This is a genomic window from Rhabdaerophilum calidifontis (assembly GCF_008641065.1).
In the GTDB taxonomy this organism is placed as follows: Bacteria; Pseudomonadota; Alphaproteobacteria; order Rhizobiales; family Beijerinckiaceae; genus Rhabdaerophilum; species Rhabdaerophilum calidifontis.
On record NZ_VTRS01000004.1, the window covers coordinates 166945 to 182578 of the forward strand.

Annotated in this window: 16 protein-coding genes; 7 read left to right on the forward strand and 9 right to left on the reverse strand. The window is 68.4% G+C overall.

Going from position 1 to position 15634, the window contains the following annotated elements; translation table 11 throughout:
- The first annotated feature begins 46 nt into the window (after window positions 1–46).
- The 3 genes from FWJ24_RS08930 to FWJ24_RS08940 all read left to right on the forward strand — a co-directional run bounded on the left by FWJ24_RS08930 (window position 47) and on the right by FWJ24_RS08940 (window position 1867).
- On the forward strand, window positions 47–352 hold the full coding sequence (locus FWJ24_RS08930; RefSeq protein WP_150287466.1) for a DUF1330 domain-containing protein: 306 nt from the start codon (window positions 47–49) through the stop codon (window positions 350–352).
- Between the two features lie 23 nt (window positions 353–375).
- Complete coding sequence (dapB, locus tag FWJ24_RS08935; protein ID WP_150287545.1) at window positions 376–1179, forward strand: 4-hydroxy-tetrahydrodipicolinate reductase; 804 nt, start codon at window positions 376–378, stop codon at window positions 1177–1179.
- A gap of 67 nt (window positions 1180–1246) precedes the next feature.
- On the forward strand, window positions 1247–1867 hold the full coding sequence (locus FWJ24_RS08940) for a 2,3-bisphosphoglycerate-dependent phosphoglycerate mutase (RefSeq protein ID WP_150287467.1): 621 nt from the start codon (window positions 1247–1249) through the stop codon (window positions 1865–1867).
- A gap of 12 nt (window positions 1868–1879) precedes the next feature.
- On the opposite strand, the gene grpE is transcribed toward FWJ24_RS08940, so the two are convergent.
- From grpE to rsmI, 5 genes are all read right to left on the reverse strand, one after another.
- A complete protein-coding gene (grpE, locus tag FWJ24_RS08945; protein ID WP_150287468.1) occupies window positions 1880–2542 on the reverse strand; it encodes a nucleotide exchange factor GrpE in 663 nt (220 codons plus the stop codon).
- A gap of 75 nt (window positions 2543–2617) precedes the next feature.
- Window positions 2618–5365: a [protein-PII] uridylyltransferase gene (locus FWJ24_RS08950; RefSeq protein WP_150287469.1), complete on the reverse strand. Its 2748-nt coding sequence runs from the start codon at window positions 5363–5365 to the stop codon at window positions 2618–2620.
- On the reverse strand, window positions 5362–6303 hold the full coding sequence (gene gshB, locus FWJ24_RS08955; RefSeq protein WP_150287470.1) for a glutathione synthase: 942 nt from the start codon (window positions 6301–6303) through the stop codon (window positions 5362–5364). The genes FWJ24_RS08950 and gshB overlap by 4 nt, the downstream gene beginning before the upstream one ends.
- A gap of 17 nt (window positions 6304–6320) precedes the next feature.
- Entirely contained in the window at window positions 6321–6704 is a 384-nt protein-coding gene (locus FWJ24_RS08960) for a YraN family protein (protein WP_425468916.1), read from the reverse strand.
- Entirely contained in the window at window positions 6676–7569 is an 894-nt protein-coding gene (gene rsmI, locus FWJ24_RS08965; protein WP_246155627.1) for a 16S rRNA (cytidine(1402)-2'-O)-methyltransferase, read from the reverse strand. Before rsmI ends, FWJ24_RS08960 begins: the two co-directional genes overlap by 29 nt.
- Before the next feature lie 300 nt (window positions 7570–7869).
- Between rsmI and FWJ24_RS08970 the strand changes: the two genes are divergently transcribed.
- The gene (locus tag FWJ24_RS08970) at window positions 7870–9054 is read left to right on the forward strand and encodes a penicillin-binding protein activator (RefSeq protein ID WP_150287473.1); all 1185 of its coding nucleotides are present in this window, start codon (window positions 7870–7872) and stop codon (window positions 9052–9054) included.
- Between the two features lie 10 nt (window positions 9055–9064).
- Here FWJ24_RS08970 and hemW read toward each other — a convergent pair whose 3' ends face one another.
- The 3 genes from hemW to rph are packed head-to-tail and all read right to left on the reverse strand — an operon-like array spanning window position 9065 to window position 11613.
- Complete coding sequence (gene hemW / locus FWJ24_RS08975; protein ID WP_246155628.1) at window positions 9065–10222, reverse strand: radical SAM family heme chaperone HemW; 1158 nt, start codon at window positions 10220–10222, stop codon at window positions 9065–9067.
- A 30-nt stretch (window positions 10223–10252) separates the two neighbouring features.
- Complete coding sequence (locus FWJ24_RS08980) at window positions 10253–10900, reverse strand: non-canonical purine NTP pyrophosphatase (RefSeq protein ID WP_150287475.1); 648 nt, start codon at window positions 10898–10900, stop codon at window positions 10253–10255.
- The gene (gene rph / locus FWJ24_RS08985) at window positions 10897–11613 is read right to left on the reverse strand and encodes a ribonuclease PH (RefSeq protein ID WP_150287476.1); all 717 of its coding nucleotides are present in this window, start codon (window positions 11611–11613) and stop codon (window positions 10897–10899) included. Before rph ends, FWJ24_RS08980 begins: the two co-directional genes overlap by 4 nt.
- A gap of 166 nt (window positions 11614–11779) precedes the next feature.
- Here rph and hrcA point away from each other — a divergent pair, with 166 nt between their 5' ends.
- The 3 genes from hrcA to FWJ24_RS09000 all read left to right on the forward strand — a co-directional run bounded on the left by hrcA (window position 11780) and on the right by FWJ24_RS09000 (window position 13685).
- Window positions 11780–12862, forward strand: a complete 1083-nt coding sequence (hrcA, locus tag FWJ24_RS08990) for a heat-inducible transcriptional repressor HrcA (RefSeq protein ID WP_150287477.1) — start codon at window positions 11780–11782, stop codon at window positions 12860–12862.
- A gap of 62 nt (window positions 12863–12924) precedes the next feature.
- Window positions 12925–13425: a hypothetical protein gene (locus tag FWJ24_RS08995; protein WP_150287478.1), complete on the forward strand. Its 501-nt coding sequence runs from the start codon at window positions 12925–12927 to the stop codon at window positions 13423–13425.
- Window positions 13422–13685, forward strand: a complete 264-nt coding sequence (locus FWJ24_RS09000) for a hypothetical protein (protein ID WP_246155629.1) — start codon at window positions 13422–13424, stop codon at window positions 13683–13685. Before FWJ24_RS08995 ends, FWJ24_RS09000 begins: the two co-directional genes overlap by 4 nt.
- Window positions 13686–13771: 86 nt before the next feature.
- Here FWJ24_RS09000 and FWJ24_RS09005 read toward each other — a convergent pair whose 3' ends face one another.
- Window positions 13772–15382: a phosphoenolpyruvate carboxykinase gene (locus FWJ24_RS09005; RefSeq protein ID WP_150287479.1), complete on the reverse strand. Its 1611-nt coding sequence runs from the start codon at window positions 15380–15382 to the stop codon at window positions 13772–13774.
- Window positions 15383–15634 lie beyond the last annotated feature (252 nt).

Sequence of the window (15634 nt, forward strand, 5' to 3'; positions counted from 1 at the left end):
CGACGGCGGCGCGCGCCGCGCAACCTCGCGGGAGCAGGAGACGCTCATGGCATCACCCGAACCTAGGGGCTATTGGATCGCGCGTGTCGATATCGCGAACCAGGAGGCCTATCAGCGCTACCGGGCGCTCAATGCGATCGCCTTCGCGAAATACGGCGCGAAATTCCTGGTGCGCGGTCCGGCCGGCAAGGTCGCGAAGGGCACCCCCCGCCAGCACAATGTGGTGCTGGAATTCGCCGATTACGCCACCGCCTTGGCCTGCTACGAGAGCCCGGAATACCAGGCGGCGAAAGTGTTCCTCGATCAGGTCGGCGAGATCGATCTCGTCATCGTTCCCGGCCATGCCGGTTGAGAGGTCGGATGCCTGACGCACCCATGCGCCTCGTCGTCACCGGTGCCGGCGGCCGCATGGGCCGCGCGCTGGTCAGAGCCGTCAGCGAGAACCCTGCGACGCTGCTCCACGCCGCGATCGAGCGTGCCGAATCGCCGCTGATCGGGCAGGATTCCGGCATTCTCGCCGGGCTTCCGGCCAATGGTGTGCCGGTGACCGCCGACGCGCTCGCCGCTTTCGTGAAGGCCGAGGGCGTGCTCGATTTCACCGCACCGGCAGCGACGATTGCCTTCTCGGAACTCGCGGCGCAGGCGCGGCTTGTCCATGTCGTCGGCACGACGGGGCTCGGCGAGGCGGATTTCCAGGCTCTCAAACGCGCCGCGCGCCATGCGGCGATCATCCAGTCCGGCAATTTCTCGCTCGGCGTCAACATGCTCGCGGCGCTGGTGCGACGCGCGGCGGCGGCACTCGGCGCCGATTGGGATATCGAGATCGTCGAGATGCATCACCGGATGAAGGTGGACGCGCCCTCCGGCACGGCGCTGCTGCTCGGCGAGGCCGCCGCCGCGGGACGGGGTGTCGCACTCGCGGATGCGGCCGTGCGGGCGCGGGACGGGCATACCGGCGCGCGGGTGCCGGGCACGATCGGCTTCCAGGCCCTGCGGGGCGGCACCGTGATCGGCGATCACAACGTCATCTTCGCCGGCGCCGGCGAGCGGCTCGAGCTACGCCATGTCGCGGAGGATCGCGGGCTCTTCGCGACAGGCGCCGTGCAGGCCGCGCTCTGGGCGCGGGGGCGCAAGCCGGGCTTCTTCACCATGCGCGACGTGCTCGGCATCGAGGGTTGATCGGTCGGCGTTTTCACGCCAAGACGGGCGCGCGAACCCGTCCGACCACCCCGCGCGAGAGAACCCGATGTCCGACCGCCTGCTCGTGCTCTGCCGCCACGGCCAGAGCGAATGGAACCTCCAGAACCTGTTCACCGGCTGGAAGGACCCGGATCTCACCGCGCAGGGCATCGAGGAGGCGAAACAGGCCGCCGCGCGGCTCAAGGCCCGCGGCATCGCCTTCGACATCGCCTTCACCTCCGATCTCGTGCGCGCGCAGCATACCTGCCGGCTGGTGCTGGAGGGGCTCGGCCAGCCGGGGCTCGAAACCATCCGCGACCAGGCGCTGAACGAGCGCGATTACGGCGAGCTATCCGGCCTCAACAAGGACGATGCCCGCGCCCGATGGGGCGAGGAGCAGGTGCATGTCTGGCGCCGCTCCTATGACGTGCCGCCGCCCGGCGGCGAGAGCCTGAAGGACACCGCCGCACGCGTGCTGCCCTATTACATCCACCGCATCCTGCCGCAGGTGCTTGGCGGCCGGCGCGTGCTCGTCGCGGCGCATGGCAATTCGCTCCGCGCGCTGATCATGGCGATGGAGGGGATGAGTGGCGAGGCGATCGTGAAGCGGGAACTCGCGACCGGTGTGCCGATCGTCTACCGGCTCAACGCGGATTCGACCATCCTGTCGAAGGAAGAGCTGGCCTGAGGCCAGCTCCCCTCAGGCGCGCTTGTCGAAGCGCGGCTTCGCATCCGCGCCCGGCTTTTCCGGGGCTGCCGGCCGGCTCGCAGCCTCGCCGGCGGGAGGTTCGGGCTGCGGCTCCGGCGCGCGGGCCGGGCCGCCCTTCGAGACGCCGACCATGGCAGGGCGCAGCACCCGCTCCCCGATCATGTAGCCTGCCTGCACCACCTCGACCACGGTGCCGCTCGGCTGGGTCTCGTCGGGGATCTCGAACATCGCCTGGTCGCGATGCGGATCGAAGCGCTCGCCCTTCGGGATGCGCTTGCGCACCCCGTGCTTCTCGAGCGCCTTGAGCAATTCGCGCTCGGTCAGTTCCATGCCGTCGATCAGCGCCTTGAGGCCGGGATCGGGCGCGGGCTCCGCCGCCTCCTCGACCGGCTTGGGCAGGGCCTCCAGCGCGCGCCGGAGATTGTCCGCCGTGCCGATCATGTCGGCGGCGAATTTCGTGATGGCATAGGCCCGCTGGTCCTGCAATTCGCGCTCGGTGCGCCGGCGCAGGTTCTCCATTTCGGCGAGCGCGCGCAGAAGCCGGTCCTTGAGGTCGGCGTTCTCGCGTTCGAGGGTCTGGATCCGCTCGGCCTCGGCGGAGGCGGGCGCCTCGGCGGGGCCGGTCTCGGGCTTCTTCTCGGCTTCGGAACTCATGACATCCCTGTGATTGGGCATCCCTCGGATGCGGAGGTGGAATCAGGCCCGATATCGAGGCTCGGGACGCGAAAATCAAGCCGCAGAGGGCGGCGCGCCGGACGCGTCGATGCCATCGCTGCCCGAGAGCACCGCGATCAGTGCCTTGCGGAGCCGTTGCTGGCGCGGCGCCTGGGTGATCTTCCCGCCGGTCAGGTCAGTGACATAAAAGACATCCACCGCCTTCTCGCCATAGGTGACGATGCGGGCGGAATTGACATTGAGGTTCTGCTTGCCGAATTCGGTCGTCAGCTCGTAGAGCAGGCCCGGCCGGTCGAGCCCGGTGACCTCGACCACGGTCGCCTTGGCGGAAAGCTCGTTGTCGATCACCACCTCGGGCGGCACCGAGAAGGCCGCCGGCACCACGCTCTGCGCCTGACGCGAGGCGACGATCTCCGGCAGCCGGACCTCGCCCTTCAGCGTGGCGACGATATGGCGTGCCACGCGCTCGGCACGGCGCATCTCGTCGTTATCCTGGTCGAAGGCGCGCGAGATCGCGATCGTGTCGAGGGCAAAGCCGTCATTGGTCGTGAAGATCTGCGCCTCGACGATGTTCGCACCGGCCGCCGCGCAGGCGCCGAAGATGATCGAGAGCAGCCGCGGATGGTCGATCGCCATCACGGTCAGTTCCGTGACGCCGCGGAAGGCATCGGTCGCGGTCTCGACCTGGAAGCGCTCGCCGCTCCGCTCGGCCTTCTCCATCAGCCGCGCGTGCTTGACCTGGTGGGGCAGGTCCACCTTCATCCAATAAGCCGGGGCATGGCGCTGGGCATAGAGGCGCAGCCGCTCGGCGGGCCAGTCCGGTAGCGCGGCCGCCAGCGCCCGCTGCGCCTCGGCGATGCGCGCCGAGCGCTCGATCCCGCCGGATTCGCCGGAGAGCATCACCTCGGTCTCCCGGTAGAGCGCACGCAGGAGCTGACCCTTCCAGCCGTTCCACACGCCGGGGCCGACACCGCGGATATCGCAGACCGTAAGCACCAGCAGCAGCTTGAGCCGTTCGAGCGTCTGGACGATGCCGGCGAAGGTCGCGATGGTGCGCGGATCGCCGATATCGCGCCCCTGCGCCGTCTGCGACATCACGAGATGGTTCTCGACGAGCCAGGAGACGGTGTCGGTCTCCTGCGGCGTCAGCCCGAGCCGCGGGCAGAGCGCGCGGGCGATCCGCGCGCCGACATGCTCGTGCGCCTCGTTCCGCCCCTTGCCGATATCGTGCAGGAACAGCGCGACATAAAGCGCGCGCCGGTTCTGGAGCGTCGGCATCATGTTGTGGGAGAGCGGATGATCGTCGCCGAGTTCGCCCCGGTCCAGGCGCGCGAGGATGCCGATGCAGCGCAGGGTGTGCTCGTCCACCGTGTAATGGTGATACATCGAGAATTGCATCATCGCCGAGATGCGCGCGAAATCCGGGATGAACCGGCCGAGGACGCCGCTCTCGTGCATCAGGCGCAGCACCACCTCGGGCGAACGCTTCGAGGTGAGGATGTCGAGGAACAGCGCGTTCGCCTCGGCATTGCCGCGCAGCGCATCGTCGATATGGCGCAGCGAGAGCGTGACGAGCCGCGTCGCGTGCGGATGGATCGCGAGCTGGTCGCGGTCGGCATACCAGAAAAGCCGGATCAGATTGACGGGATCATCGCGGAAGACGTCGGCATTGGCGATCGAGATCCGGCCCTTGTCGAGGATGAAGGCCCGCGTGCCCTGGAGGGGGCGCGACCGCCGCCGCAGCCGCCGCACGAAACGGTCCAGCATGGCGCGCGGCTTGTCCTCGCGCGCCTCGAGCGCCGCCGAGACGATCGCCGAGAGATCGCCGACCTGTTTCGCGACCAGGAAATAATGCTTCATGAAGCGCTCGACCGCGCTCAGGGCGCCGCGATCGGCATAGCCCATCCGCTGGGCGACCAGGCGCTGCATGTCGAACGAGAGCCGCTCCTCGGCACGGCCGGCAGCGAAATGGAGATGGCAGCGCACGCGCCAGAGGAATTCCTCGCAACGCCGGAACAGCCCGACCTCGCGGGCGGTGAAGAAGCCGGTCTTGATCAGCTCGCGCGGATCCTGCGTGCGGAAGGCGTATTTGACGATCCAGTACAGCGTCTGCAGGTCGCGCTGGCCGCCCTTGCCTTCCTTGACATTGGGCTCGACGAGGTAGCGCGACTGGCCGGCGCGCAGGATGCGTTCGTCGCGCTCCGCGAGCTTGGCCTGCACGAATTCCGCCGCGCGGCCCGCGACGACCTGCCGGTCGAACCGCGCCTGGAATTCCGCGAACAGCGCGGCGTCGCCCGCGAGGAGACGCGCCTCGAGCAGCGCCGTGCGCACGGTGAGATCCTCGCGGCCGGCGCGGATGCATTCATCGACCGTGCGGGTGGCGTGCCCGATCTTGAGGCCGAGATCCCACAGGGCATAGAGCATCGCCTCGGCCACGCTCTCCCCCCAGGGTGTCGAGACCGGCAGCAGGAACAGGATATCGGTGTCCGAGCCCGGCGCGAGCGTGCCGCGCCCGTAGCCGCCGACGGCGAGGATCGCGATCCGCTCGCCGGCGGTCGGGTTGTCGGCCCGGTAGAGCCGCGTCCGCGCGAGGTCGAACAGGGCGCGGATCACATGGTCCTGTGCCTCGGCGAGATAGCCGGCGCAGGCGAAGCCGCCGGAGCTTTCGAGCACGCGCTCGGCCTCCCGGTGCGCGCGGGCGAGGTAATCGCGGGCGGCACGGACGAAGAGGGCGCGGAGTTCGTCCGGCCCCGCGGTTTCCGGGGCCGGCGGGAGGGCGAAGCCGGGCGCCCGCGCCGTCACCCGCGCCGCCTTTCGATCGCATCCCAGATATGCACGGCGAGATCCGGCCCGCCGAGCCGCTTGATGGCGCGGATGCCGGTGGGCGAAGTGACGTTGATCTCGGTGAGATGGCCGTCGATCACGTCGATCCCGACGAAGATCAGCCCGCGTTCCTTGAGCAGCGGGCCGATGCGCGCGCAGATCTCGTGCTCGCGCGGGGTGAGGTCGGTCGCCTGCGCGGCGCCGCCCCGCACCATGTTCGAGCGGATATCGCCCGGCGCCGGCACGCGGTTGACGCCGGCGATCGCGGTGCCGTCGACCAGGATGATGCGCTTGTCGCCGGCATGCACAGCCGGCAGGAAGCGCTGGATCATCCAGGGCTCGCGCCCCGCACCGGCAAAATGGTCCATGAAGCCGTTGAAGTTCATGTCATCGCGGCCGACCTTGAACACGCCGGCGCCGCCATTGCCGTAAAGCGGCTTCATGACGAGATCGCCATGCTCGGCGCGGAAGGCCTCGATCTCGGCGCGGTCACGGCTGATGAGCGTCGGCGGCATCAGATCGGGGAATTCCGTGACGAGGATCTTTTCCGGCGCGTTGCGGACCCAGAACGGATCGTTCACCACGAGGGTGCGGGGATGCACCCGTTCGAGCAGATGGCTCGCGGTGATATAGGCGAGGTCGAAGGGCGGGTCCTGCCGCATCAGCACGACATCGAAGTCGGCGAGATCGGCGCGGATCTCGGCACCAAGATCGGCATGGTTGCCCGGCTCGTCCCGCACCCGCACGGGGCGCATGCGCGCGGTGAGCCGGTTGTCAAGCAGGCTCAGCGCCTCGGCGCCGTAGACATGCATCTCGTGGCCGCGCGCCTGCGCTTCCAGCATCAGCGCGAAGGTCGAATCGCCCTGGATGTTGATCCGCTCGATAGGGTCCATCTGGACGGCGACGCGCAGGGGCATGGGCACTCCGGGCGGAATCAATCGAGCGGAAGTTCGCCGATCGCCTCGATATGGCGCGGCAGCCGCCAGGGCGCAACCAGGATCGCGTCGCAGCGGATGGTTTCGGGCAGGCGCGGCTCACGCGCCAGAAAGGCCCGGGCCGCGCGCCCGATGCGCCGCAGCTTCGCGGCCGAGACCGCGGCCAGCGCCGCGTCGAGATCGGCCCGCGCCTTGACCTCGACGAAGACCAGCGTGGTGCCGCGCCGCGCGACCAGATCGATCTCGGCGCCGGCCGCGCGGAAGCGCCGCGCCCGGATCGCGTAGCCCTTCAGCCGCAGCAGCACCTCCGCCCAGAACTCGGCATCATGGCCGAGCAGGAAGGCAGCCCTGCGGTCAGGCATCGCCGCCCTCGCCGGCCGCAAGGCGCAGCGCACGGGCATAGACGCGCTTGCGCGGCAGGCCGAGTTCACCCGCCACCAGCGCCACCGCGTCGCGCTGGGAATGCGTCGCGAGCGCGGCGGCGAGCGCCCGGTCGATCGCGACCTCGTCGGCCTCCGCCTCGCCGAGCGGCGGGCCGACGATCACCACGATCTCGCCCTTCGGCGGCGGCTCCGCGGCGAAGCGCTCCGCGAGATCCGGCAGGATGCCGCGGCGGATCGTCTCGAATTTCTTGGTCAGCTCGCGCGCCACCGCCGCGCCGCGCGCGCCGAGCAGGGCGGCAAGATCCTGAAGGGTCTCGGCGATGCGATGCGGCGCCTCGAACAGCACCAGCGTCGCGGGAATGGCGGCAAGGGCGCGGATGCGCCGGCGGCGCTCGGCGGTGCGCGAGGGCAGGAAACCCTCGAAATAGAACCGCTCGCCCGGCAGCCCCGAGAGCACCAGCCCCGCCAGCACCGCCGAGGCGCCGGGCACTGCGGTCACGGGATGCCCGGCCGCGATCGCGGCCTCGACAAGACGCTGGCCGGGATCGGAAACGAGCGGCGTGCCGGCATCCGAAACCAGCGCGAGCTTCTCCCCCGCCGCCAGCCGCGCGAGGAGTTGCGGCTGCATCTCGGCGGCGTTGTGCTCGTGATAGGGAATGAGTGGCGTGGCGATGCCGTAATGCGCGAGCAGGATTTTGGTCACCCGGCTGTCCTCGGCGAGCACGCGATCGGCGGCGGCGAGGGTCGAGAGCGCGCGCAGTGAAATATCGCCGAGATTGCCGATCGGCGTCGCGACGATATGCAGGCCGGGCGCCAGGGGCTCGGCCTCGGCGGCCAGCCCCAGAACGGTGTAGCGGGAAACCATCGGCGCCGCCCCCCTCTCTCGCATGGCGCCAACCGGTCTGCCACAGCCGGCGCGGCTTGGCAAAGCCCCGGCTCCGGGCGGCATGGTTTGCAAATATCGTTAACGTTCCTGTGAGAGCATCCTTGAACTTGCCTCAATTTCTGGTTCTGGTGAGGGCTGGCGATCGTCCGGCACCGTTAATCCGGGCCAGGGTCGCAGGCTGGGGACGGTCGCCGGCGCGAAATGCGCCCGGCCGCCGCGAGTGGAGTGGGTCGAATGCGTGTTTCCGGTCAGGATGGGCGCCGCGGCGAAAGCATCGGCATGCGCGGTGTTCCGGGAACGCGCCGGTCCCTGCTCCAGGCGGCTGCGATCGGCGCGCTCGCCGCGGCCTGCGCCGGAACCGGCCTCGACGGCCTCGTCGAATCCAACGCCGAGACGCAGCCGGGCCAGGGCGGCGACGTGATCGGCAACGGCCCGGTCAAGGTGGCGCTGATCCTGCCGCTCTCCGCCGCCAGCGCCCAGGGCGCGGCGCAGAGCCTGCGCAACGCCGCCCAGCTCGCGATGAGCGATTTCGGCAATTCCAGCATCCAGATCCTCGTCAAGGACGACAAGGGCACGCCCGATGGCGCGCGGCAGGCGACGCAGGAGGCCATCCAGGCCGGTGCCGAGCTGATCCTCGGCCCGCTCTTCGGCCCCAGCGTTCAGGCGGCGGGCCAGGTCGCGCGCGCGGCCGGCAAGCCGGTGATCGCCTTCTCCTCGGATGCTTCGGCGGCGCAGCGCGGGGTCTATCTCCTGAGCTTCCTGCCGCAATCCGACGTGCAGCGGATCGTCGCCTTTGCCGGCAGCCGCGGCAAGCGTTCCTTTGCGGCGCTGATCCCCCAGAATGCCTATGGCAACGTGGTCGAGGCCGAGTTCCAGCAGGCGGCGAACCAGGGCGGCCGGCGCGTCGCGCTTGTCGCACGCTACCAGCCCGGCAACAAGGCATCGATCGACGCCGCCGTGCAGCAGATCAAGGGCGTCGTCGGCTCCGCCGACACGCTGTTCATCGCCGAGGGCGCGGACGGGCTCGGCGCCGTGACGCAGAGCATGGCCGCAGCCGGGATCAGCAGCCAGCAGATCCAGATCGTCTCGACCGGCATCTGGAACGATCCGCGCGTATTCGGCATCGGCATGCTGAACGGCGCCTGGTTTGCGGCGCCCGACAATGCCCGCTACAACGCGCTGGCCGGGCGCTACCAGAGCCAGTTCGGCGCGGCGCCGACGCGCATCGCCACCCTCTCCTACGACGCGGTAACGCTCGCCAGCGCGCTGACGCAGAATTTCGGCACCCAACGCTTCAGCGAGGCGACGCTCACCAACCCGAACGGCTTTTCGGGCCAGGACGGGGTGTTCCGCTTCCGCTCCAACGGCGTCAATGATCGCGGTCTCGCGGTCTACGAGATCCGCTCGGGCTCGGCGCAGGCGATCTCGGCCGCGCCGACCAGCTTCACCGGCGCCACGAACTGAGATCTCCGCCTCAGGAGGCGGCGAGATCGGCGACGATCGCGTCGAGAACGGGGAACCCGGCCGGCGCGACGCGCAGGCGGCCATCCGGACAGGTCTCGATCAGCCCCTCGCGCGCGAGATCGGCGACCCGCGCATGGTCGAACCGGCGCCCGGCAAGGGCTTCGAACCGTTTCGGGTCGATCCCCTCCCGCAGGCGCAGCCCCATCAGCAGGAATTCGTCGGCCTCATCCTCGCGGGCCAGCACCTCTTCGGTGACGATGCCGTGGCCGTCGCGCTCGACATAATCGAGCCAGGCTTCCGGGGCGCGCTCGCTCACGAAGGCCCGTCGGCCGCGGGCGGTGACGAGCCGGCCATGCGCGCCGGGGCCGATCCCGGCATATTCGCCATAGCGCCAATAGAGCAGGTTGTGCCGGCATTCCTCGCCGGGGCGGGCATGGTTGGAGACCTCATAGGCCGGCATGCCGAATTTGGAGCAGATATCCTGCGTGACATCATAGAGTTCGCGCGCGCGGTCGGCATCCGGGACATGGAGCTTGCCGGCCGCATGCAGGGCGGCATAGGCCGTGCCGGGCTCGATGGTGAGCTGGTAGAGTGAGAGATGCGTCGGCGCATGTGCGAGCGCCTCGACCAGTTCTTCGCGCCAGGCATCCGGCGTCTGGCCGGGCCGGGCATAGATCAGGTCGAAGGAGAAGCGCTCGAACAGTTTCGCCGCGATTCCGACCGCGACCAGCGCCTCGCCCACCGTGTGAAGCCGGCCGAGCGCCTTGAGATCCGCCTCGACGAGGCTCTGCACCCCGAGCGAGACACGGTTGACACCGGCCGCACGATAGCCGGCGAAGCGCCCGGCCTCGACGCTGGTCGGATTGGCCTCCAGCGTCACCTCGCAATCCGCCGCGATCGGCCAGTGCCGGCCGATCGCGTCGAGGATCGCGCCGACGGTCGCCGGCTTCATCAGCGAGGGGGTGCCGCCGCCGAAGAAGACCGAGCCGACCGTCCGCCCCGGCGCCAGCGCCGCCATATGCGCGATCTCGCGCGCAAAGGCCGCGACATAGCGCGCCTCGTCGATCCCCGCGCGGCGCACATGCGAGTTGAAATCGCAATAGGGGCATTTCGCCTGGCAGAACGGCCAGTGGATATAAACGCCGAACCCGGCATCGAAAGGAGGCATGGCTTGTCCCATGATCCGGCGACCTCCCCGTCAAGGTCGGCCGAGGCCGGCCCGCCCGACGAGACGGATGAAAGCGCGCGCCCGGTGCGAAAGCCCCTGAAGCTGGCCGGCGACCCGCGTCAGGCCGTGCTTCTCCCCGGCATCCATCTCGCCGAAGGTCCGCGCATGACCATCCGGCACAAAGATCGGATCGTAGCCGAAGCCCAGGCTGCCGCGCGGCGGAAAGGTGAGCGCGCCGAACACGCGCCCCTCGGCGATCAGCGTCTCGCCATCCGGCCAGGCGACGACGAGCGCTGAGACGAAATGCGCCCGCGCCCCCTCCGGCTCGATCTCGCGCAGCCGCAATTCGCGCTCCACCCGCGCCATGGCGGCGGAAAAATCGCGCGGTTTTCCCGCCCAATCGGCGGTGAACAGGCCCGGCGCACCATCCAGCGCATCCACCGCCAGGCCGGAATCATCCGCAAGCGCCGGCAGGCCGGTCGCGCGCGCCGCGGCGAGCGCCTTGATCGCGGCGTTCTCGGCGAACATCGTGCCGTTCTCGACCGGCTCCGGCAGGCCGAGCGCGCCGGCCGAGACGAGATCGAGCCCGTAGGGCGCCAGCAGATCGCGCATTTCGGCCAGCTTGCCGGCATTGTGGGTCGCGAGGACGACGCGGCCGGTGAGCGGACGCACGCTCATTGTCCGATCGCGGCCTTCTGAAGCGCGACAAGCTCGCCGATACCCTTCCGCGCGAGCGCCAGCATCGCCTGGAGATCGGCCTCGGAGAACGGCACCCCTTCGGCCGTGCCCTGGACCTCGACCAGGCCACCCTTGCCGGTGAGGACGAAATTGGCGTCGGTCTCGGCGACGGAATCCTCGGCGTAGTCGAGGTCCAGCACCGGCGTGCCGCGATAGATCCCGCAGGAGATGGCGGCGACATGATCGCGCAGCGGGATGGCGGCGAGCATGTTGCGCGCCTTCATCCACTGGAAACAATCATGAAGCGCCACCCAGGCCCCGGTGATGGCGGCGGTGCGGGTGCCGCCATCCGCCTGGAGCACGTCGCAATCGAGGGTGATCTGCTTCTCGCCGAGCGCGGGAAGATCGACCACGGCGCGCAGGGCGCGGCCGATCAGCCGCTGGATCTCCTGCGTGCGCCCCGTCGGCTTGCCAGCGGTGACCTCGCGGCGGGTGCGCTCCAGCGTGGCGCGCGGCAGCATCGCGTATTCCGCCGTCACCCAGCCCTTGCCGGAGCCGCGCAGCCAGGCGGGGCCGCGCTCCTCGAGACTCGCGGTGCAGAGCACATGCGTCTCGCCGAACTTGACGAGGCAGGAACCCTCGGCATAGCGCGCGACGCCGCGTTCGAGACTAACCTGGCGCAGCGTGTCGGGCGCGCGTTTGGACGGACGCATCGATCTCGTTCCTCGTTGAGGCGGCGGGTTGGCGGAAGACGCGCGCTTGTAGTGGGGATTGCGGCCCATCTCAAGCGGGTCTCTTTCAACCCAGCCATTCCACACTAGAATATCGCGGCGGCCGCATCCGCCCCGGAGGCGGCGCGCCATAAGGAACAAGCCGATCATGACCAAGGATCCCAGCGAATCCGCGTCCGGCGCCGCGCTGGCAGAGCTCGACCAGCGTTCGCGCGACATCTTCCGGCGCATCGTCGAGGGCTATCTCGAAACCGGCGAACCTGTGGGCTCCCGCAACATCTCCAAGGTGCTGCCGATCGCGCTCTCGCCGGCCACCGTGCGCAACGTGATGCAGGATCTCGAGGATCTCGGCCTCGTCTACGCCCCACATGTCTCGGCCGGCCGGCTGCCGACCGAGCAGGGGCTCAGGCTCTTCGTCGATTCCATCCTCGAGATCGGCGACATTCCGGCGGAGGACCGCGCGCGGATCGAGACCCAGCTCGCGGCCGGCGGCAGCCGCCGCAGCTTCGAGGACGCGCTTGCCGAGGCCACCTCGCTGCTTTCCGGCGTCAGCCGCGGCGCGGGCGTCGTCGTCACCTCGAAATCGAACAAGCGGCTGAAGCATATCGAATTCGTGCGGCTCGATCCGAGCCAGGCCCTGGTGGTGCTGGTGGCGGATGACGGCTCGGTCGAGAACCGTCTCGTCGCGCTGCCGCCGGGGCTGCCGGCCTCGGCGCTTATCGAGGCCTCCAACTACCTCAATCATCGCCTGAAGGGCCGCACCATCGGCGAGGTGCGCGCCGAGATCGCCGCCAACCGGGCGGCGATGGAGGCCGAGATCAGCGCGCTGACCTCGCGGCTCGTCGAGGCCGGGCTCGCGAGCACGGCGGACGAGGCCGGCGAGATGCGCCTTATCGTGCGCGGGCAGGCGAACCTGCTCGAAGACCTCACCGCGCTCGCCGATCTCGAGCGCATGCGCCGGCTCTTCGCCGATCTCGAACGCGAGAAGGACGTGATCGACCTGCTCTCCCGCGCCGAGGAGGGTGACGGCGTGCGAATCTTCATCGGCTCGGAGAACAAGCTGTTCTCGCTCTCCGGCTCATCGATGATCGCCGCGCCCTTCCGCGATTCGAGCCAGAAGATCGTCGGCATCGTCGGCGTCATCGGCCCGACGCGGCTCAATTACGCACGCATCGTGCCCATGGTCGATTACACCGCGCGGGTGATGGGGAAGCTGCTCGAGCGGGGGTAAGATATCCCCGGCGAGAGGGGCGGGGCTATTCTCCGGCAATCTTCGTTGATGAAGAGTGCCCGATGCTTGTCGCCAGCCGAACTGCCCTTGCCGTCTTGCGCCTTGCAGAGGCCGCGCGCCTTGAGCGCCTCGAACACCTGCGCGCAGAATTCAATGCGATCCGCGAAGAGATCAAGGCCCGACGGGAGATCAAGTATTCGCTCGACCAGCCCCGCGACCAACGTGGCCGCTGGACTTTCGGACAGGGGAGTGGATCGGACCAGGCGCGCGACGACGCTAATCTTGACCTGAACGATCTTGATAACGGCTCAACCAACGGAGCGGGCTTCGGCGAAGCTCCCGATGGGACACCGGTCGAGCCGGCCGGGGGCATTCCAAAGGATAAGTTGAACTGGACGACACAGCAGTTTGTGTCGCAACACTGCAAAGGCAGCATCCGTTCCGTCATGCCTGGAGAAATGCTCGGGCTGGCACTTTCAGAAGTACTCCGCCTCGCCAAAGAGGGCAACAGAAGCGCCAGGACCTGTCTCAAGCTCTTGAATCAGGACGAGTATCGAAAATGACAAAGCCAATCTCAGCCCCGCGCGACATTCGTGATATCTTTTGTTTTCTGAACGAGTTGCGCGCGCTTTCGATCAAGTTCAGGCTTCGATCAAGCCGAGATGATTCGATCTCGGTTGATTTCACCCTTGTCGGATGCCGGGTCGAGGTCGACTTTTTCGACGATCACATCGAATTCAGCTATTTCACCGGCGACGAGGGCGTACATGACGATTGGGCGCTGATGCAGCGCCTGCTCGACACCCACTGGAGCGACGATTGACGAAAAACCCCCGTCTCCGGGGGTTTCGCGCATTCTCAAGTCGCGGTTGACCGGGTCAGGCCCAGCTTTGACGCGCTGGTGATTGCTTACGCCGCCACCAGCATCTGCGGCGCGGCGCTCTTCACGTCCTGATCCACATGCGCCTCGAAGCGCGTGAAATTCTCGCGGAACATCATCACCAGCCTGCGCGCGGTCTCGGCGAAGGCGGCCTTGTCCTGCCAGGTCTTCACGGGGTAGAGGATATGCGGCTCGACGCCCGGCACGCTCTGCGGCACCGCGAAGCCGAAATAGGGGTCGCGGCGGAATTCGGCCCTGGCGAGCGAGCCATCGAGCGCCGCCGAGAGCAGGCGGCGCGTGACGCGGATCGGCATCCGGCGGCCCACGCCGTATTTGCCGCCGGTCCAGCCCGTGTTGACGAGCCAGCAATCGACATGATGCTTGGCGATCAGGTCGCGCAAGAGGTTGCCGTAGACCGCCGGATGGCGCGGCATGAAGGGTGCGCCGAAGCAGGTGGAGAAGGTCGCTTCCGGGTCCTTCACGCCCTTCTCGGTGCCGGCGACCTTGGCGGTGTAGCCCGAGAGGAAGTGATACATCGCTTCCGCCGGCGTCAGCTTGGCGATCGGCGGCAGAACGCCAAAGGCATCGCAGGTCAGCATCACGATGTTCTTGGGGTGGCCGGCGCGCCCGGTCGCCGAGGCATTCGGGATGAAGGGCAGCGGGTAGGCGGCGCGGGTATTCTCGGTCTTCGAGCCGTCGTCGAAATCCGGCACGCGGGTTTCGGGATCGACGACCACGTTCTCGAGCACGGTGCCGAAGCGCTGGGTGGTGGCGAAGATCTCCGGCTCGGCCTCGGCCGAGAGGCGGATGGTCTTGGCGTAGCAGCCGCCCTCGAAGTTGAAGATGCCGGTCTTCGACCATCCGTGCTCGTCATCGCCGATCAGCGTGCGGTTCGGATCCGCCGAGAGCGTGGTCTTGCCGGTGCCGGAGAGGCCGAAGAACACCGCCGTGTCATCCGCCGGACCGACATTGGCCGAGCAATGCATCGGCATGATGCCTGCATCGGGCAGCGCGTAGTTCAGGTAGGTGAAGACGCTCTTCTTCATCTCGCCGGCATAGGAGGTGCCGCCGATCAGCACCGTCTTCGAGGCGAAATCCACCGCGATGATGGTCTCGCTCCGGCATCCGTGCCGCGCGGGATCCGCCCGGAAGGAGGGCAGATCGACGATCGTCATCTCCGGGATGAAGGCGGCGAGTTCATGCGCCTCCGGGCGGATCAGCAGGTTGCGGATGAACAGCGAATGCCAGGCATATTCCGTGTAGACGCGCACGCGCACGCGGCTCGCAGGATCGGCGCCGCCGTAGAGATCCTGCGCGAAAAGATCCCTGCCCCGGGCATGGGCGCGGAAATCCGCCAGCAGCGCCGCGAAATGCGCCGGCGTCATCGCGTTGTTGTTCTCCCACCAGACCTGATGCTCGGTGCTCGAATCGCGGACGACGAACTTGTCCTTCGGCGAGCGGCCGGTGTGCTGGCCGGTTTCGGCAAGCAGGGCGCCGCCGGCGGTCATCATGGTCTCGCCGCGCTTGAGCGATTCCTCATAGAGCGCGGGCGCCTCGAAATTCAGGAAGAGCCGACCTGGAGCCTCGAAGCCGAAGGTATTGGGCCCGAGCGCGAGATTGTAGCGGCCTTTGCTGTCCATCCGGCCTTTCCTCCTGCTGGTCCGGCTGCGGCGCGGCAATGATGCGTCCCGCCGGCGCCGGCTGCTGCATGTTGCGGCGGCGCGCCGCTGGGGCGCGTTCAACCGAATGGCGGAGCCGAATAGCAGGAATCCCCGCAAGCGCAATGCGGCCATCGGCGTAAATCGCGGAATATTCGTCGGCAGGGTGAAGATCACAATCTGCCATACAAGTATCTCTCAAGTATGGTGGCAAATCTCCCCTGCGATTGTCCG